Raw genomic sequence first — 18,649 nt, forward strand, 5'->3', positions numbered from 1 at the left:
CCACGATGCGAATCCTCCAGGTCAGCGCCGAACTCTTTCCCCTCCTCAAGACTGGCGGCCTGGCGGACATCGCCGGAGCCCTGCCCTTGGCGCTCATGGCCGAAGGCGAGGACGCGCGCGTGCTGCTGCCGGGCTTTCCGGCCATCGTGGCGGGCGTGCGCGACCTGGCGCCCGTGGACGGTTTCAACGCGCCCTGGGGCGAGCGCTTCGGGCTGCGCCTGGGGCACATCGACATCGACGGGGCGCCCGGCATCCCGGCCTACGTGATCGACGCACCCGCGCTCTACGGCCGGCCCGGCAATCCTTACGAAGACACCTCGCGCCAGCCCTACGGCGACAACCACCGCCGGTTCGCCTTGCTCGGCTGGGCCGCGGCGCAACTGGCGCAAGGGCTCGATCCGCAGTGGCGGCCGGAGGTGGTGCACGCGCACGACTGGCACGCCGCGCTCGCGCCGGCCTACCTGCACTTCGCGCGGCAGGCCGGCGGCCCGCACGTAGGCAGCGTCTTCACCGTGCACAACCTGGCCTACCAGGGCATCTTCGCGCCCTGGAACTTCACCGAGCTCGGCTTGCCCGGCGCTGCGTTCCAGATGAACGGGCTCGAATACCACGGCCAGGTCTCGTTCATGAAGGGCGGCCTGTATTTCGCCGACCGGCTCACCACGGTCAGCCCGACCTACGCGCTCGAAATCCAGACGCCCGAGCAGGGCTGCGGACTCGACGGCCTGCTGCGCCAGCGCAGCGGGGTGCTCAGCGGCATCCTCAACGCGGTCGACGACAAGGTCTGGAACCCGGCGACCGACGCCGCGCTGATGCAGGGCTATCACACGCCCGAAGGCCGCCACATGGCCGGCAAGGCGCGCTGCAAGTCAGTGCTGCAGCATCAGCTGGGGCTGGCCGAGCGGCCGGATGCGCCGCTCTTCATCCTGGTGAGCCGGCTCACCGAGCAGAAGGGCCTGCACCTGGTGCTGGGCGGGCTCGATGCGCTGCTCGCCCAGGGCGGCCAGCTGGCGCTGCTGGGCAGCGGCGAGACCTGGCTGGAGGAAGCCTTCCGGCAGCGCGCGGCTGCCACGCCGCAATCGGTCGGCGTCACCATCGGCTACAACGAGACGCTGGCGCACCAGATGTTCGGCGCGGGCGACGTGACGCTGGTGCCCTCGCTCTTCGAGCCCTGCGGCCTCACGCAGATGTACGGCCTCAAGTACGGCAGCCTGCCGTTGGTGCGCCGCGTCGGCGGGCTGGCCGATACGGTGGTCGACAGCTCGCTCGAAGACATGGCCAGCGGCGAGGCCACCGGCTTCGTGTTCGACAGCTTCGAGGTCGCCGACTACGAGCGCGCCGTGCGCCGCGCCTTCGCGCTTTACGAGCGTGCGCCCGACTGGCGGCGCGTACGCGGCAACGCCATGCGGCGGCCGGCCGACTGGGCCACTGCGGCCGCGCAGTACATCGATGTCTACCGGCAGGCGCTCGAACACCCGCGTGCCTGACCACCACAACAACTTCCACGCAACAAGGGCGCCCATGACGATCAAAGACTTCGCCTATGACCACCCCGACCGCGACGTCGCGGCCTTCAAGCGCGCGGTGGCCAACAAGCTGATCTACGCGGTCGGCAAGGACCCGGTCGCCGCCAGCCAGGACGACTGGCTCAACGCCACCTCGCAGGCGGTGCGCGACCAGCTGGTCGAGCGCTGGATGATGACCACGCGCGCCAACTACGCGCAGGACCTCAAGCGCGTCTACTACCTGTCGATGGAATTCCTCATCGGGCGCACCTTCACCAATGCGCTGCTGGCCGTGGACCTCTACGACACGGTGCGCGAGGCGCTGGCCGACTTCGGCGTCGACATGGACGCACTGGCCGAGCGCGAGCCCGACGCTGCGCTGGGCAACGGCGGCCTAGGCCGGCTCGCAGCCTGCTTTCTCGACTCGATGGCCACGCTCGGCGTGCCGGGCATGGGCTACGGCATCCGCTACGAATACGGCATGTTCCGCCAGCGCATCGTCGACGGCCAACAGGTCGAGACGCCCGACTACTGGCTCACGCGCGGCAACCCGTGGGAATTCCAGCGGCCCGAAGTGAACTATCGCGTGCGCTTCGGCGGCCACGTGCAAAAGCGCGAGGGCACCAACGCCCCCTACGGCGCGGCCGACTGGGTCGACACGCACGACGTGCTGGCCGTGGCCTACGACACCATCATCCCGGGCTACGGCACGCAGGCCACCAACACGCTGCGGCTGTGGTCGGCGCGCGCCACCGAGGAAATCGACCTCTCGGCCTTCAATCGCGGCAACTACATGGGCGCGGTCGAGAGCAAGAACCAGTCGGAGAACGTCTCGCGCGTGCTCTACCCCGACGACTCCACGCCCTCGGGCCGCGAGCTGCGGCTGCACCAGGAGTATTTTTTCTGCAGCGCCAGCGTGCAAGACCTGCTGCGCCGCTACCTGCGCAACCACAAGACCTTCGACCAGCTGTCCGAAAAAGTCAGCATCCACCTGAACGACACGCACCCCGTGCTGGCGGTGCCCGAGCTCATGCGCCTCTTGCTCGACGAACACTGCCTCGCATGGGACGTGGCCTGGGCGCACACGCAGAAAGTGTTCAGCTATACCAATCACACGCTGATGCACGAGGCACTGGAGACCTGGCCGGTCGAGATGCTGGGGCGCATCCTGCCGCGGCACCTGCAGATCATCTACGACATCAACGCGAAATTTCTCGCCACCGTGACGCAGAAGGTCGGCAACGACGTGGAGCTGATGCGCAGGCTGTCGCTGGTCGACGAGGCCGGCGAGCGGCGCGTGCGCATGGCCTACGTGGCGGTGCTGGCCAGCCACTCGATCAACGGCGTGTCGGGGCTGCACTCGGAGCTGATGAAGCAGTCGATCTTCTCGGATTTCGCGAAGATCTTTCCCGAGCGCTTCAACAACAAGACCAACGGCGTCACGCCGCGCCGCTGGCTGGCGCAGGCCAACCCGCCGCTGGCGGCGCTGCTCGATCAGCGCATCGGCAAGGGCTGGCGGCGCGACCTGTCGCAACTCGAGGCGCTCAAGCCCATGGCCGCGCAACCGGCCTTCGTACGTGCATTCCGCCATGCCAAGCGCGAGAACAAGCTGCGGCTGGCCAACTGGGTCGAGCAGCACCTGAAGCTCGACATCGATACCGACGCGATGTTCGACGTGCAGGTCAAGCGCATCCACGAATACAAGCGGCAACTGCTCAACGTGCTGCACGTGGTGGCGCGCTACCACCGCATCCTCGACGCGCAGGCGGCGGGTGGACCGATCGATATCGTGCCGCGCGTGGTGGTGTTCGCGGGCAAGGCGGCTTCGGCGTATGCGATGGCCAAGCTCGTCATCCGGCTCATCAACGACGTGGCGAGCACCATCAACGCCGACGCGCGCGTGGGCAAGCTGCTGAAGGTGGTGTTCCTGCCGAACTACAGCGTGAGCCTGGCCGAGATCATCATGCCGGCGGCCGACCTGTCGGAGCAGATTTCCACGGCGGGCACCGAGGCCTCGGGCACCGGGAACATGAAGTTCGCGCTCAACGGCGCGCTCACCATCGGCACGCTGGACGGCGCGAATGTGGAAATGCGCGAGAACGTGGGGCCGGAGAACATCTTCATCTTCGGCAACACCACGCCCGAAGTGGCCGACATCCGCGCACGGGGCTACCAGCCGCGCGAAATCTACGAAGAGAACGCCGAGCTCAAGCGCGTGCTCGACGCGATCCGCGACGGCGCGTTTTCAGCAGGCGAACCGGCGCGCTACCAGGGCATCTACGACGCACTGGTGAACTGGGGCGACCACTATTTGCTGCTGGCCGACTACGCGAGCTACGTGGCCAAGCAGGCCGAAGTCGATGCGCTGTACCGCGACTCGGATGCGTGGACGCGGATGGCGATTCTCAACGTGGCGGGTATGGGTGCGTTCTCGTCGGACCGCACGATTGCGCAGTACGCGCATGAAATCTGGCACACCAAGCCCGTGGTGCTGGGCTAGCCTAGCTTCCGGGCTTCTTCGGCGGCTCAGCCTCGGTCACAAAGCCGATGCGGCTCAGCCCGGCCTTGTTCGCGATGCCCATCAGCGCGACCACCTTGCCGTAAGGCACGGTCTGGTCGGCGCGCAGTTGCACTTCGGTGTCCTTGTTGTCGGCAGCGGCCTTTTCGAGGCGGGTGGCCAGTTCTTCGTCGGTCACGGCCTGGTCGTTCAGGAAGACCTTGCCCGAGGCATCGACGGACAGGCTCACGAACTTGGGCGCGTCGTTGGGCTGGCCGGCGTCGGTCTGCGGCAGGTCGAGCTTGATCGAGCTGGCCATCAGCGGCGCGGTGATGATGAAGATCACCAGCAGCACCAGCATCACGTCGACCAGCGGCGTGACGTTGATGTCGGACAGCGGCCGCTGCGCGCCCGCTCCCATGGCACGTCCACCGCCGCCGGCGCTGCTACCCAGTGAAGTGCGACCGAAGGCCATGGTGCTGAGTGCTCAGACCGGCATTGGCCGCGCGGGCGGCGGCGCAGCGGGCTCCGGCGGGGTGCCGAAGCTGCCCAGCAGGTCGTGCGCGAAGCCTTCGAGCTCGGCCTCGATGCGGCCGATGACGCGGCCGAAGACGTTGTAGGCCAGCACGGCCGGAATAGCCACGGCCAGGCCGAAGGCCGTCATGATGAGCGCCTCGCCGACCGGTCCGGCCACCTTGTCGATAGTGAAGCCGCCGGTCTGGCCGGCAATGCCCGTCAACGCGCCGTAGATGCCCCAGACCGTGCCCAGCAATCCGACGAAGGGCGCCGTGGCGCCGACCGTGGCGAGCAGGATCTGCCCCGCCTGCAGCCGGCGCAGCACGCCGTGCAGGGCGTCGCGCAGCACGCGCGTGAGCCGCTGGTTGCGATCGACCGTGGCGCCCAGCGTGCCGGCCGGCGCACCGGCGGCCACGCTCTTGATGGCCGACACTGCAGGCGACACGAGCGTCGCGCGGTCGAAGGCCTTGAGCTTCTGCTCGGCGTCGACCAGCGTGGACGACTGCCAGAACGCCGCGATGCTGCGCAGCACGTCGCGCGTGCCGCCGCGCAGCAGCCACGCCTTCCAGAGAATGATGACCCAGCTCGCGATCGACATCGCCAGCAGCAGCGCCGCCACCGAACGGCTGACGCCGTCGCCATGGGTCAGCAGATCGAGCACGCTCATCGGCGGTCCTTTTGGTTAGCGCAAGCCCAGCACGTCGTACATGTCGAACAAGCCGGCGCGCTGTTCGGCCAGGAAGCGCACCGCGCGCAGGCTGCCCTGGGCGTAGGTGGTGCGGCTCGACGACTTGTGGGTGATCTCGATGCGCTCGCCGGTGCCCGCGAACAGCACGGTGTGGTCGCCCACGATGTCGCCGCCGCGGATGGCCGAGAAGCCGATGGTGGAAGGGTCGCGCTCGCCGGTGATGCCTTCGCGGGCGTACACGGCGCAGTCCTTGAGGTCGCGGCCCAGCGCATCGGCAATCACTTCGCCCATCTTGAGCGCGGTGCCCGAGGGCGCGTCGACCTTGTGGCGATGGTGCGCCTCGATGATTTCGATGTCGTAGCCCGTCGACATGGCCTTGGCCGCCATTTCGAGCAGCTTGAAGGTGACGTTGACGCCCACGCTCATGTTGGGCGCCATCATGATCGCGATGTCTTTCGCAATCTCGGCGATCTCGGCCTTCTGCTCGTCGCTGAAGCCGGTGGTGCCGATGACGGCCTGCACGCCAAGTTCGCGGCAGACCGCGAGGTGCGCGAGCGTGCCTTCGGGGCGGGTGAAGTCGATGAGCACCTGCGCGTCCTTCAGGCCAGTGCGCAGGTCGGACACGATGGACACACCGCTGTCGAAGCCCAGGAAGGCGCCGGCATCGGTGCCGAGGGCCGGGCTGCCCGCGATGTCGAGTGCGCCGGCCAGGCGCAGGTCGGGCGCGTTGCGCACGGCCTCGATCAGCATGTGGCCCATGCGGCCCGACGCCCCGGCGACGGCGACACGGCGCGGCGCAGCGGTGGAACTGGAAGGAGTGGAGGTGGATTCAGTCACGCGGATTCAGTCTTCGAAATTTCGAAACGGCCAATGGCATGCATGGACACGGGACGGACGCCGCCTGACTCGGCGGGCGCCGCCCGCTGTTGCTTGTGCTGCGCTCAGCGCGCGGCTTCGAGCGGGGGGTAGGCGGCCGGCAGCGGCGGCAGGGAGGCCGACGTGCCTGCGGCGGCGTCGGCTTTTTTATCGTCCTTGGCGGGTGCGAATTTCTTGAGCTCGTCTTCCGAGGCCTCGAGCGTCGGCACCTTGCCCGATTTCTTGCGGGTGTCGAGCGTGGCGACGAATTCTTCTTCGCTGGGCATTTCGTCGCCCTCGAAGCGGTCCAAGAGCTCGCCATTGAAGAACACGGTCAGGTGGCGTTCCTGCGGGTCGACGCCCTGGCGGCGGATCGTGAACACGTAGTCCCAGCGGTTGGCGTGGAATACGTCGTTCAGCAGCGAGGTGCCGAGGATTTCACGCACCTGCTGGCGCGACATGCCCGGCTTGAGCGCCGCGACCTGTTCCTTCGACACGAAATTGCCCTGCACCACTTCGACTTTGTAAGGTGTAACAGCGGCCAGCGCGCCACGCGTGCGATCGCTGAAACCGCTGCAGGCACCAAGGCAGAGCGTTGCGGCAACGGCAGCAACCAGCAGCCAGGGACGGCGTTGGAGAATGGCAGGCATGGGAGGAAAAAGGGGGTAGCGATATGATCGGCCATTGTAGCGGCTGGCCTTTTTCGGGGCCTTTTTGCCGCAGCCCCAGGGCGCAGGAACCAACATGGCCAACATCGACGAACTGAAGAACACCGGCCTCAAGGCCACTCTACCGCGCCTGAAGATCCTCGAGATCTTCCAGACCGGCAGCCAACGGCACATGACGGCGGAAGACGTGTTTCGCGTGCTGCTGAACGAACATTCCGACATCGGCCTGGCCACCGTCTACCGGGTGCTGACGCAGTTCGAGCAGGCCGGCATCCTCGAGCGCAGCCACTTCGAAAGCGGCAAGGCCGTATACGAGCTGAACGAAGGCACGCACCACGATCACCTGATCTGCACCTCCTGCGGCAAGGTCGAGGAGTTCTACGACGCCGAGATCGAACGCCGCCAGCAGATGATCGCCAAGGACAAGGGCTGGATCCTGCAGGACCACGCCATGTCGCTCTACGGCCTGTGCGGAGACTGCGCAAAGAAGCGCTGATCCGTCTCCCTCGTTTTCAGTCCCCGTCGCGGGAGTTTTCCATCGCCTTGTGGTGGCGCGCCACGAAGTCGGCGTACGTGTCGATGCCGCGCAGCTGCAGGATCGAATTGCGCACCGCCGCTTCCACCAGCACGGCGATATTGCGCCCCGCCACCACCTGGATGATGACCTTGCGCACCGGGATGCCCAGCACGTCCTGCGTGAGCGGCGCCGAGGGCATGCGCTCGTAGTCGCGCTCGAAGCTGTCGCGCCGCACGAGGTGCACGATGAGCTTCAGCCGCATCTTCCGGCGCACCGCCGTCTCGCCGAAGATCGCGCGGATGTCCAGCAGGCCGATGCCGCGCACTTCGAGCAGGTTCAGCAGCAGGTCGGGGCAGCGGCCTTCGATGGTGTTCTGGTTGATGCGGAACAGGTCGACCGCATCGTCGGCCACAAGGCCATTGCCGCGCGAGATCAGCTCCAGTCCCAGCTCGCTCTTGCCCAGGCCCGACTCGCCCGTGATCATCACGCCCATGCCCAGGATGTCCATGAACACGCCGTGCATCGAGGTGCGCTCGGCAAAGTGCTTGGACAGGTAGGCGCGCAGCAGGTCGATCACGAAGGCCGACGACTCGCGCGTGGCGAACAGCGGCAACTGGGCGCGCTCGCAGATCGACAGCAGCTCGTCGGGCGCAGCCTGGCCGTCGGCCAGCACCAGCATCGGTGGCTCCAGCGTGACGATGCGGGCGATGCGCCGCGCGCAGTCTTCCTCGCTGCCGCGCGTCAGGTAGGCCACCTCACGGGCGCCGAGGATCTGCACGCGGTACGGGTGGATGTAGTTGAGATAGCCAACAAGGTCGGCCGCCGACTGGGCGCGGCTGATGACTTCGGGGTCGAACTGGCGCTCTGAAGCACCGAGCCCCGCGAGCCATTCCCAGCGGAGCGAACCGCGGAACTCCTCGAACATGGCATCGGCGCTGATGACGGTCGGCTTCATGCGTTCAGGAGACGGCGCCCGGCGCCGGCATTGGATGAGTGACGGGAAGAAGTGCCGCGCAGCTTATCAGCAGCCGCACGCGCCGACACATGCGTTCAGGCGACTTGGGTCGACTGCCAGCCGGCAATGAGGCCGTGCAATGCAGAAGCGTCGGTGCTGGACTTGATCTGTTCGCGCAGGCTGGCGTCGCTCAGCAGTTCGGCGATTTCAGAGAGGATTTCGAGGTGCTTCTGCGTGGCCGCTTCGGGCACCAGCAGGAAGATCAGCAGCGCGACGGGTTGCTCGTCGGGTGCGTCGAAGCCGATGGGGTTGGCCAGCTGGAACACCGCGGCCATCGGCGCCTTGAGGCCCTTGATGCGGCCATGCGGAATGGCAACGCCGTGGCCCAAACCGGTGGAGCCGAGGCGCTCGCGGGCAAACAGGCTGTCGGTGATGAGGGCACGGCCCAGACCGTGAAGGCTTTCGAACAGCAGGCCGGCTTCTTCGAAAGCACGTTTCTTGCTAGTAGCGTCAACGCTCACAAGCACTTGAGCGGGCGGCAGGATGGACGCGAGGCGATTCATGGTGGGTGCAGAGCGGGGGCGATTATGCACCCGCTTGGTAAAAACCCCCAGTCCCCCTATTTACTTTCTGTCTACATGTTGTCCTGAGGCCTCGTGCTTCCCTCTGGGGGCTTGCCAAAGCCCTACCGCAACAGTCGGAAAACAAAAAGCCGCCCGAAGGCGGCCTTGATGCGAGCCGGGGGCTCTTACATCACGCGCTTGGGCGCCGCGTGATGGTGGTCCTGCAGGCGATCCTTGTGGCGCACCACTTGGCGGTCGAGCTTGTCGACCAGTTCATCGACCGCAGCGTAGAGATCAGCGTGGCTCGACTCCGCGAACATGTCATTGCCCTTGACGTGAATGTTGCACTCCGCCCTTTGGCGGCGTTCCTTTTCCTTCTGCTTTTCCACCGTGAGGATCACCTTCACATCGACAACCTGGTCGAAATGTCGGGTGATCCGGTCCAGCTTGCTCGTGACGTAGGTGCGCAAGGCAGGGGTGACGTCGAGGTGATGACCGCTGATCGTCAAATTCATGAATGACCTCCTGGAATTGACGGTTGGGGAAATGACCGCGCTACGGAATGCAGCGTGGTCGGCGAAAAACGGGAGTTTTGAGAGGGGGAACGGAGGGAAGGGAAGAAGAGGAAAGAGGGGTGGGTCGATTCACTATGCCCAAGCTGTCACGGTATTGCAATACCTGAGTTGCCCGGGGTTTTGCGGCTTCGTGCGCAGCTTTTCACACGCTAGCGAATCAATAGCAGCTGGCGCTCGCGGGGCAGGCGATGCAGCGCTTCGAGAACAAATGTTTCAGCCCCGGTCCACGTGTGACCCTGCCACCGGAAGGGCCAGCAGCCCGCTCAGCGATTCAGCGCCAGGCCGCGCGCATCCGGTTGCGCAGGTCGATCACCGCGCTCGGCGGCGGCACGGCCGGCGGGCGCACCGGCGGAGGCGGCCAGGTCTGCTGCTCGAAGCCTTCGAGATCGGCATCGGCGATGAAGCGCGTACGGTTGGCATACAAGTGCCGGTCGCCGCGCGCCGCCTGCTGCGTGATGTGGAAGCGCTGCGGTATCAGCAGGTGCAGGTGGTCGCGCGCCCGGGTCATTGCCACGTACAGCAGCCGGCGCTCTTCTTCCAGCTCGTGCGCGCTCTGCGCCACGTCGGCCGGCAGGCAGCCGTCGACCACGTTGAGCACGTGCACCGAATTCCACTCCTGCCCCTTGGCCGAATGGATGGTCGAGAGGATCAGGTAGTCCTCGTCGAGCAACGGCGGGCCCGGACGGTCACTGGTGGCTTCGGGCGGGTCGAGCGTGAGTTCGGTGAGGAAGCGTTCGCGCGAGGCATATCCGGCCGCGAGTCGCGCCAGTTGCTCCACGTCTGCGCGCCGCACGCCGGAGGTGTCTTCGTACAGCCGCTCAAGGTGCGGCAGATACCAGTCCATTGCCAGCTCGACATCGGCCGGCCACTTCAGCGCGGGTGCGCGCAAGGCGGCGTAGGCCTCGGCAAAGTCGGCCCACTGCGCGCGTGCCGCGGAAGGCGGCACGAAGTCGCGCACCGCTGCGGCGGGGTCGGCCGCCTGGTCCATTGCATCGAGCAGGCGCGCGCCCGTGACAGGGCCGATGCCCGGGATCAGCTGCGTCACGCGAAAGCCCGCCATGCGCCCGCGCGGGTTCTGCGCAAAGCGCAGCACCGCGAGCAGGTCCTTCACGTGCGAGGCCTCGAGAAACTTGAGCCCGCCGAACTTCACGAACGGGATGTTGCGCCGCGCCAGTTCGAGTTCGAGTGTCGCGCTGTGCGTCGAAGTGCGAAACAGCACCGCCTGCGACTTCAGCGCGAGCCCGCCCTCGCGGTGCGCCAGCACCTTGTCGGCCACCCAGCGCGCCTGCCCCGCTTCGTCGGGCACGACCACGAGCAGCGGCTTGCCGGCCGAGGGCTTGTCGGTCCACAGCGTCTTGGCATGCCGCTCGGCCGCATGCGCGATCACGCGGTTCGAGACATCGAGGATCGGCTGCGTCGAACGGTAGTTGCGCTCCAGCGTGACCACGCGCGCGGCCTGCGTGAACTGCGACGGAAAGTCGAGGATGTTGCGCACCGTCGCGCCGCGAAAGGAATAGATCGACTGCGCGTCATCGCCCACCACTGTCACACCGCGCCCGTCGGGCTTGATCGCGAGCAGGATCGAAGCCTGCAGCAGGTTGGTGTCCTGGTACTCGTCGACCAGCACGTGGTCGAAGCGCTCGCCGATGTGCGCAGCCAGCGCGGGTTCGGCGGCCATCTCGGCCCAGTAGAGCAGCAGGTCGTCGTAGTCGAGCACGTTCTGCCGCTGCTTGGCCTCTACGTAGGCGCCGAACAGCTTCTTCAGTTCGGCCTCCCATTCACCGCACCAGGGAAAGGCCTCCTTCAGCACATCGGCCAGCGGCGCGCGCGTGTTCACGCAGCGCGAGTAGATCGACAGGCAGGTGCCCTTGCGCGGAAAACGATTGACGGTAGAAGACAGGCCCTGCTCGTGACGCACCAGCCCCATCAGGTCTTCGGCATCGCCGCGGTCGTGGATGGTGAAGTTCTCGTCGAGCCCGATCTGCGGCGCGTACTCGCGCAGCAGCCGCGCGCCGATGCCGTGGAAGGTGCCGGCCCACGGCAGCGCGGGCGGGGCTTCGGACTTCAGGCCGAGCACGCGTGCCAGCACCTGGCCTGCGCGGCGCTCCATCTCCTGCGCGGCACGGCGCGAGAAGGTCAGCAGCAGCAGGCGCTGCGGATCGACACCGCCGGCAATGAGGTGTGCGACACGGTGCGCCAGCGTGCTGGTCTTGCCCGAACCGGCGCCGGCAATGACGAGCAACGGCCGCTCGTCACGCTCGGCAATGGCTGCTCCCACCCCATGTTCGACCGCCGCGCGCTGCGCGTCGTTGAGCGTGGCCAACGCGGCGGCCAGGCGCTCGGCCTGGGTCTTCGCGGCAGCGGAAAAAACGGGGAGCGCAGCGGTCTGCATGGGCACGACTTTACTGTATGCCCGTCCAGTCCAGCCACCGTGCTGCCATGTGGCCGGTGACATAATCGCGCCTCGCTGCAACCGGAGATTCTTCCCAATGGAAACCGCCCCGTCTCGGCAGCTTTCAACTCCCTTTCACTGACGCGTTTTTCTTAGCGCACGTCGGGCCCGGGAATTGAAAGCGCCCCTCCCTCGCCCATCGTTCAGTCATTCCCGGGAGTGAGCCAATGCTCAACATCTTCACGCTCGCCAACGGCCGCCTCGTTCAGGAAGAAATCGAGGCGCTCGAAGAGCTCTCCAAGTTCCAGCCGATCTGGGTCGACCTCGAGTCGCCCACGCTCGAAGAAAAGCGCTGGATCAAGCAGTACTACGGCCTGTCCATTCCCGAAGACGCGATGGACGAGGACATCGAGGAGTCGGCCCGCTTCTACGAAGAAGACAACGGCGAGCTGCACATCCGCTCCGACTTCTTGATCGACGACGACGAAGACCCGCGCACCGTGCGCGTGGCCTTCATCCTCAACCAGCACAACACCGACCTGCGCAGCCGCGGCGTGCTGTTCTCGATCCACGACGAAGACGTGCCCGTGTTCCGCCTGCTGCGCATGCGTGCGCGCCGCGCACCGGGGCTGATCGAAGACGCCAAGGAAGTGATGCTCAAGCTCTTCGACGCCGACGCCGAATACTCGGCCGACACGCTGGAGAACATCTACGACGAGCTCGAAGTGGCCGGCAAGAAGGTGCTCTCGGGCAATGTCAGCGACGAGCTGGCCGGCGAAGTGCTCGGCGCCATCGCGCGGCAGGAAGACTTGAACGGCCGCATCCGCCGCAACGTGATGGACACGCGCCGCGCGGTCAGCTTCATGATGCGCAGCAAGATGCTCAACGCCGAGCAGTTCGAGGAAGCCCGGCAGATCCTGCGCGACATCGAATCGCTGGACAACCACACGGCCTTCCTCTTCGACAAGATCAACTTCCTGATGGATGCGACCGTCGGTTTCATCAACATCAACCAGAACAAGACCATCAAGATCTTCTCGGTGGCCAGCGTCGCGCTGCTGCCGCCCACGCTGATCGCGAGCATCTACGGCATGAACTTCAAGTTCATGCCGGAGCTCGACTGGGCCATGGGCTATCCGTATGCCATCGTGCTGATGGCGGCCAGCGCGCTGGTGCCGATGTGGTACTTCCGCCGGCGCGGCTGGCTCAAGTAGCCTGAGCGGGGCGCGCCGGCGCGCGCAGCCTCACGGGCGCTTTCCTGACAGGGCGGTGCGCATGCGCGCCGCATGATGGTTCGATGGCCGGCGCCGCTTCGGTCCATCGGAGCCGTCCCCATGCCACATTCCCCTTCCCCTGCCATCCCCGCGCGCTTCGCGCTGCTCGACGCCTGGTGGCGCGCCGCCAACTACCTGTCCGCGGGACAGATCTACCTGATGGGCAACCCGCTGCTGCGGGAGCCGCTGGCCCTCGAGCACATCAAGCCGCGCCTGCTCGGGCACTGGGGAACCACGCCGGGGCTCAACTTCATCTACGCCCACATGAACCGCGCCATCAACGCGCGCGACCTCGATGCCATCTTCATCGCCGGCCCCGGCCACGGCGGGCCGGGCGTGGTGGCCAGCACCTACCTCGAGGGCACCTACACCGAGGTCTACCCGCACATCTCGCGCGACACCGAAGGCCTGAAGCGGCTGTTCACGCAGTTCTCGTTTCCGGGCGGCATCCCGAGCCATGTGTCGCCGGAAACGCCGGGGTCGATCCATGAGGGCGGCGAACTCGGCTATTCGCTGCTGCATGCGTACGGCGCGGTGTTCGACAACCCCGAGCTGCTGGCCTGCTGCGTCATCGGCGACGGCGAGGCCGAAACCGGCGCGCTCGCGGCCAGCTGGCATTCCAACAAGTTCCTCAACCCCGCGCGCGACGGCGCGGTGCTGCCGATCCTGCATCTCAACGGCTACAAGATCGCCGGCCCCACCGTGCTCGCGCGAATCGGCGACGAGCAGCTCACGCAGCTGATGCGCGGCCACGGCTACGAACCGCGCTTCGTGTCGGGCCACGACCCCGCGCTGATGCACGGCCTGATGGCCGACGCACTCGACGCTTCGCTCGATGCGATCCGTGCAATCCAGGTGGAGGCGCGCTCGGACGGCTTCGGACAGCGGCATCGCTGGCCGATGATCGTGCTGCGCTCGCCCAAGGGCTGGACCGGGCCGAAGACGGTGGACGGCGTGCGCATCGAAGGCACGCAGCGCGCGCACCAGGTGCCGCTGACCGGCTTCGCCGAGAAGCCGGCCCACATCGCGCTGCTGCAGGAATGGATGCAGAGCTATCGCCCCGAAGAACTGTTCGATGCCGACGGCGCCCTGCGCGCCGACATCGCCGCCCTCGCGCCTCGAGGCACGCGCCGCATGAGCGCGAACCCGCACACCAACGGTGGCCTGCTGCTCAAGAACCTCAAGCTGCCCGACTTCCGCGACTACGCCGTGGCGGTGCCGAAGCCAGGCGCCGTCGACGCCGAGGCCACGCGCGTCACCGGCGAGTTCCTGCGCGACGTGATGCGGCTCAACGCCGGCGAGCGCAACTTCCGGATCATGGGCCCGGACGAGACCACGTCGAACCGCCTGGGCGCGGTCTTCGAGGCGACCGACCGCATGTCGAGCGCCGAGATCCTGCCGGGCGACGACCACGTGGCACCCGACGGCCGCGTGATGGAAGTGCTCAGCGAACACCTCTGCCAAGGCTGGCTCGAAGGCTACCTGCTGACCGGACGGCACGGTTTCTTCTCGTGCTACGAGGCTTTCATCCACATCGTCGACTCCATGTTCAACCAGCATGCGAAGTGGCTGAAGGTGACGCGAAACATCCCCTGGCGGCGCCCCGTCGCGTCGCTGAACTACCTGCTGACCAGCCATGTCTGGCGCCAGGACCACAACGGCTTCAGCCACCAGGACCCGGGCTTCATCGACCACGTCGTCAACAAGAAGGCCGAGGTCGTGCGGGTCTACCTGCCGCCCGACGCCAACACGCTGCTGTCGGTGACGGACCATTGCCTGCGCAGCCGCAACTACGTCAACGTGATCGTGGCGGGCAAGCAGCCCGAGGCGCAGTGGCTCGACATCGCCGCGGCCGAGCGCCACTGCAGCGTGGGCCTGGGCATCTGGGACTGGGCCAGCAACGACAACGGCGTGGCGCCCGACGTGGTGATGGCCTGCGCCGGCGACGTGCCCACGCTGGAGACCATGGCGGCGGTGGACCTCCTGCGGACGCTGCTGCCGGACCTCAAGGTGCGGGTGGTGAACGTGGTCGACCTGATGGCGCTCGAATCACCCTCGGGGCATCCGCACGGCCTGCCCGATGCGGTCTTCGACTCGATCTTCAGCACCGACGCACCGGTGATCTTCGCCTTCCACGGCTATCCCGCCCTGGTCCACCGGCTGACCTACAAGCGGCGCAATCACGGCAACTTTCATGTGCACGGCTACCTGGAAGAAGGCACGACCACCACGCCCTTCGACATGACGGTGCTGAACCGGCTCGACCGCTTCCACCTCGCGGCCGACGCCATCGATCGCGTGCCCCGCATCCGCGACACGGCGGGCCACGTGCAGCAGCACCTGCGCGACCGGCTGCTAGAGCACCGGGCCTACATCACCCGGCACGGGCAGGACATGCCCGAGATCGCGGACTGGCGCTGGGTGCGACACTGAGCGCTTGCGGGGCCGACCGACGACGCCCCGGGAGACCACCGTGCGCAGACTTCGTTTCCTCACCAACCGCCATCGAGCGCCGTCTACCAACACCGCGCTCGGCCTGCTGCTGGCCTTCAATGCCGGGGCCGTCAACGCGGGCGGATTCCTTGTGCTGCACATGTACACCTCGCACATGACCGGCTTCGCGTCGCAGCTCGCGGACGGCATGGTGCTGGGCAACGCCACGCTGCTGCTGAACGCGCTGGGCGCGATCCTGGCGTTCCTGAGCGGCGCCGCGGTATGCGCGGTGCTTGTGAACTGGGCGCGGCAGCACCGGCTGCACGGCGTCTATGCGCTGCCTCTGCTGCTGGAAGCCGCGCTGATGTTTCCGTTCGGACTCGCGGGAGCCATCACGCTGACCTGGCCAACGCCGTTCGCGGTGCCGCTCACGGTGCTGCTGCTGTCGTTCATCATGGGCCTGCAGAACGCCGTGGCGTCGAAGACCTCGGGCGGCAGCACGCGCACCACCCACATGACCGGCAACATCACCGACATGGGGATCGAGCTGGGCAAGATGCTCTACTGGAACCGGCGCATGCCGTCGACACCCCTGCCGGTGCGCCACGACCGCAGCAGGTTGCGCCGCTGCGGCGGGCTGGTCGGCATGTTCGTGCTTGGGGGAACGGTGGGCGCGCTCGGCTTCAAGCACGTGGGGTTCGTCTGCGTCGTGCCGCTGGCCGCCCTGCTGCTGGTGCTGTCGATCCCGCCCCTGCTTCGCGACCTTCCGCATTGGCGGCGGGCCACGCCTTAGCTCAGGCCCTTTTCGCGTCCCGACCGGCCAGCCACGCGTTCACGAGCGCGAGGCTGTAGCGGCTCGCGACCTCGGCCACGAACCGTGCGAAGTCGCCATGCGCCTCATCGTCCGCGCGATCCGAGATCGTCCGCATGGCCGCGAATGGCACGCCGTAGTCGTGGCACACCTGCGCCACCGCGGCGCCTTCCATCTCGACCGCGAGCGCGTCGGGCAAGCTGAGGCGCAGCGCTTCGCTTTCGGCGGAGGTCGAGACGAAGCGATCTCCACTCACCAGCAGGCCGCGATGCACCTTCGGCGACTGGAGGCCGAACTCGTCGACAGCCTCTTGCCCCACCAGAGCCACCGGATCACGCAGCGTCACTTCGGCCACACCCGCCAATGCGTCGCTGATCGCCGCATCGGCCGTGAAGCGCGAAAGGCCCAGCAAGGGCACTTCGTATTTCGGAAAGATGGGCGAGGCATCGAGGTCGTGCTGCAGCAACTGCGTGGCAACGACCACGTCGCCGACATTCACGCCCGGCGCGAGTCCGCCCGCGACACCGGTGAAGACGATGGCCCCGACGGCAAATCGCTCGAGCAGCATCGTGGCCGTCACCGCTGCCGCGACCTTGCCGATGCGCGACAGCACCGCGACCACAGGCTGGCCATGCAGATGGCCGACCCAGAAGTCGCGCCCGGCGATGCGCACGCGCTGCTCGTCGGGCATCTGCGCGAGGAGCGCACTCAGCTCCTCGTGCATTGCCGCGACGATGGCGATGGGCGCGGCCACCTGTTACTTGATGTCCACGCCGTAGAAGGTGTGGCGGCCGAAGGGGCTGAGCTTGAAGTCGACCACTTCCTTGCGCACCGGCTTCAGCTGCACCGCATGCGCAATCGTGAACCACGGCGCCTGCTCCTTGAAGATCAGCTGGGCCTTCTTGTAGAGCGCGTCGCGGTCGGCCTGCTTGGTCGTGCTCTTGGCCTTCACCACGAGGTCTTCATACGGCTGGTAGCAGAACTTCGAAATGTTGCTGCCGCTGGCCGACTTGGCCGAGGCGCAGCCCAGCAGCGTGTACATGAAGTTGTCCGGGTCGCCGTTGTCGCCGGTCCAGCCCAGCATGCCCATCTGGTGCTCGCCAGCCTGCAGGCGCTTGCGGTACTCGCCCCACTCGAAGCTCTTGATCTCGGCCTTGACGTTGATCTTGGCGAGGTCTGCCTGCATCAGCTCGGCAATGCGCTTGGCGTTCGGGTTGTACGGGCGCTGCACCGGCATGGCCCACAGGTCGGTCGAGAAGCCGTCGGGGAAGCCGGCCTGCGCCAGCAGCTTCTTGGCGGCTTCGGGATCGTACGGGTCGTCCTTCACGGCATCGTTGTAGGACCACATGGTCGGCGGGATCGGGTTCTTCGCGGCCACGCCGGTCGAGAGGTACACGCCGTCGATGATCGCCTTCTTGTTGATGGCCATGTTGATGGCCTTGCGCACGCGCACGTCGTCGAAAGGCTTCTTCGTGGTGTTGTACGAGAGATAGCCGACGTTCAGGCCGGGCTGCTCCAACAGCTGCACGTTCGGGTCCTTGCGGATCGCGTCGAGGTCGGCCGGGTTCGGGTAGGGCATGACGTGGCATTCGCCCTTTTGCAGCTTGGCCCAGCGCACCGAGGCATCGGGCGTGATGGCGAACACGAGGTCGTCGATCTTCGCCTTGCCGCCCCAGTACTGCGGGAAGGCCTTGAAGCGGATGATCGCGTCCTTCTGGTACTGCACGAGGTAGAAGGGGCCGGTGCCGATCGGGTCCTGGTCGACCTTCTCGGGCGTGCCGGCCTTCAGCATGGCAATGGCGTATTCCTTCGACTGGATGCCCGCGTACTGCATGGCCAGGTTCGCGAGGAACGGCGCCTCGGGCTGGTTGAGAACGATCTTCACCGTGTAGTCGTCGATGCGGTCCACCGTCTTCAGCAGCTTGGGCATGCCCATGTCGTTGAAGTAGGAGTGGTTCTGGCTCGTGACCTTGAAGAAGGGATCGCTCTCCTTCCACTGGCGCTCGAGCATGAAGATGAAGTCGTCGGCGTTGAAGTCGCGCGTGGGCTTGAAGCTCTTGCTCGTGGTGTGCCACTTCACGCCCTTGCGCAGGTGGAAGGTGTAGACCGTGCCGTCGGCGGAGATGTCCCACTTCTCGGCCAGACCCGGCACGACCTTGGTGCCGCCGCGCTCGAACTCGACGATGGTGTTGTAGACCTGCGTGGTCACGTCGAACGAGGTGCCGGTGGTGTTCATCCCCGGATAGAAGTTCTCGGGGCTGCCTTCCGAGCAATACACCAGCGTCTTGGCAGACACTGCGCCACAGGCCAGGGTAAGGGCCGCAAGCGCTGTCGGTGCCAGGAGCGCCAGGCTTCGTGAGCGGCGCGAAACGGTGGGCTGGGTCTTCATGTGGACTCCTT

Annotated in this window: 16 protein-coding genes; 6 read left to right on the top strand and 10 right to left on the bottom strand. The window is 66.6% G+C overall.

The annotated features are described in order from the left end of the window. Window positions 1–5 precede the first annotated feature (5 nt). Together glgA and BLW48_RS12955 are read left to right on the top strand one after the other, a co-directional pair. Window positions 6–1,487, top strand: a complete 1,482-nt coding sequence (gene glgA, locus BLW48_RS12950; protein ID WP_093175243.1) for a glycogen synthase GlgA — start codon at window positions 6–8, stop codon at window positions 1,485–1,487. A 34-nt stretch (window positions 1,488–1,521) separates the two neighbouring features. Continuing rightward, window positions 1,522–4,005 carry a glycogen/starch/alpha-glucan phosphorylase gene (locus tag BLW48_RS12955; RefSeq protein WP_093175245.1) on the top strand — a complete coding sequence of 828 codons (2,484 nt, stop codon included), beginning with the start codon at window positions 1,522–1,524 and terminating at the stop codon, window positions 4,003–4,005. Window position 4,006: 1 nt separating this feature from the next. Here the strand turns inward: BLW48_RS12955 and BLW48_RS12960 are convergent, their stop codons facing one another. The 4 genes from BLW48_RS12960 to BLW48_RS12975 form a co-directional block, all read right to left on the bottom strand. After that, window positions 4,007–4,477, bottom strand: a complete 471-nt coding sequence (locus BLW48_RS12960; protein WP_093053993.1) for an ExbD/TolR family protein — start codon at window positions 4,475–4,477, stop codon at window positions 4,007–4,009. Between the two features lie 12 nt (window positions 4,478–4,489). Continuing rightward, window positions 4,490–5,185, bottom strand: a complete 696-nt coding sequence (locus tag BLW48_RS12965; protein ID WP_093175248.1) for a MotA/TolQ/ExbB proton channel family protein — start codon at window positions 5,183–5,185, stop codon at window positions 4,490–4,492. Window positions 5,186–5,200: 15 nt separating this feature from the next. After that, window positions 5,201–6,043: a 4-hydroxy-tetrahydrodipicolinate reductase gene (gene dapB, locus BLW48_RS12970; RefSeq protein ID WP_093175250.1), complete on the bottom strand. Its 843-nt coding sequence runs from the start codon at window positions 6,041–6,043 to the stop codon at window positions 5,201–5,203. A 104-nt stretch (window positions 6,044–6,147) separates the two neighbouring features. Continuing rightward, window positions 6,148–6,711, bottom strand: a complete 564-nt coding sequence (locus tag BLW48_RS12975; RefSeq protein ID WP_093053987.1) for an outer membrane protein assembly factor BamE — start codon at window positions 6,709–6,711, stop codon at window positions 6,148–6,150. A gap of 94 nt (window positions 6,712–6,805) precedes the next feature. Between BLW48_RS12975 and fur the strand changes: the two genes are divergently transcribed. Next, the gene (gene fur, locus BLW48_RS12980; protein ID WP_019655576.1) at window positions 6,806–7,225 is read left to right on the top strand and encodes a ferric iron uptake transcriptional regulator; all 420 of its coding nucleotides are present in this window, start codon (window positions 6,806–6,808) and stop codon (window positions 7,223–7,225) included. Window positions 7,226–7,241: 16 nt separating this feature from the next. Here fur and hprK read toward each other — a convergent pair whose 3' ends face one another. From hprK to BLW48_RS13000, 4 genes are all read right to left on the bottom strand, one after another. Continuing rightward, entirely contained in the window at window positions 7,242–8,201 is a 960-nt protein-coding gene (gene hprK / locus BLW48_RS12985; RefSeq protein WP_093053985.1) for an HPr(Ser) kinase/phosphatase, read from the bottom strand. Window positions 8,202–8,296: 95 nt separating this feature from the next. Continuing rightward, entirely contained in the window at window positions 8,297–8,764 is a 468-nt protein-coding gene (locus BLW48_RS12990; protein WP_093053983.1) for a PTS sugar transporter subunit IIA, read from the bottom strand. 185 nt (window positions 8,765–8,949) lie between these two features. After that, entirely contained in the window at window positions 8,950–9,279 is a 330-nt protein-coding gene (gene hpf / locus BLW48_RS12995) for a ribosome hibernation-promoting factor, HPF/YfiA family (RefSeq protein ID WP_056515121.1), read from the bottom strand. A gap of 331 nt (window positions 9,280–9,610) precedes the next feature. Continuing rightward, complete coding sequence (locus BLW48_RS13000) at window positions 9,611–11,731, bottom strand: ATP-dependent helicase (protein WP_093175253.1); 2,121 nt, start codon at window positions 11,729–11,731, stop codon at window positions 9,611–9,613. Between the two features lie 227 nt (window positions 11,732–11,958). Here BLW48_RS13000 and corA point away from each other — a divergent pair, with 227 nt between their 5' ends. From corA to BLW48_RS13015, 3 genes are all read left to right on the top strand, one after another. Continuing rightward, window positions 11,959–12,945 carry a magnesium/cobalt transporter CorA gene (gene corA, locus BLW48_RS13005; protein ID WP_093053979.1) on the top strand — a complete coding sequence of 329 codons (987 nt, stop codon included), beginning with the start codon at window positions 11,959–11,961 and terminating at the stop codon, window positions 12,943–12,945. A 120-nt stretch (window positions 12,946–13,065) separates the two neighbouring features. Then, window positions 13,066–15,438 (top strand): phosphoketolase family protein, encoded by a 2,373-nt coding sequence (locus BLW48_RS13010; protein WP_093175256.1) that lies wholly within the window; start codon window positions 13,066–13,068, stop codon window positions 15,436–15,438. Window positions 15,439–15,478: 40 nt separating this feature from the next. Then, entirely contained in the window at window positions 15,479–16,231 is a 753-nt protein-coding gene (locus BLW48_RS13015; RefSeq protein WP_093076942.1) for a YoaK family protein, read from the top strand. Between the two features lies 1 nt (window position 16,232). Here BLW48_RS13015 and BLW48_RS13020 read toward each other — a convergent pair whose 3' ends face one another. Together BLW48_RS13020 and BLW48_RS13025 are read right to left on the bottom strand one after the other, a co-directional pair. Next, entirely contained in the window at window positions 16,233–17,003 is a 771-nt protein-coding gene (locus tag BLW48_RS13020; protein ID WP_093175258.1) for a 5'-methylthioadenosine/adenosylhomocysteine nucleosidase, read from the bottom strand. A gap of 3 nt (window positions 17,004–17,006) precedes the next feature. After that, window positions 17,007–18,638, bottom strand: coding sequence for an ABC transporter substrate-binding protein (locus tag BLW48_RS13025; RefSeq protein ID WP_093076939.1), 1,632 nt, complete (start codon window positions 18,636–18,638; stop codon window positions 17,007–17,009). Window positions 18,639–18,649 lie beyond the last annotated feature (11 nt).

This window comes from Variovorax sp. YR266 (assembly GCF_900107295.1).
Lineage (GTDB): Bacteria > Pseudomonadota > Gammaproteobacteria > Burkholderiales > Burkholderiaceae_C > Variovorax.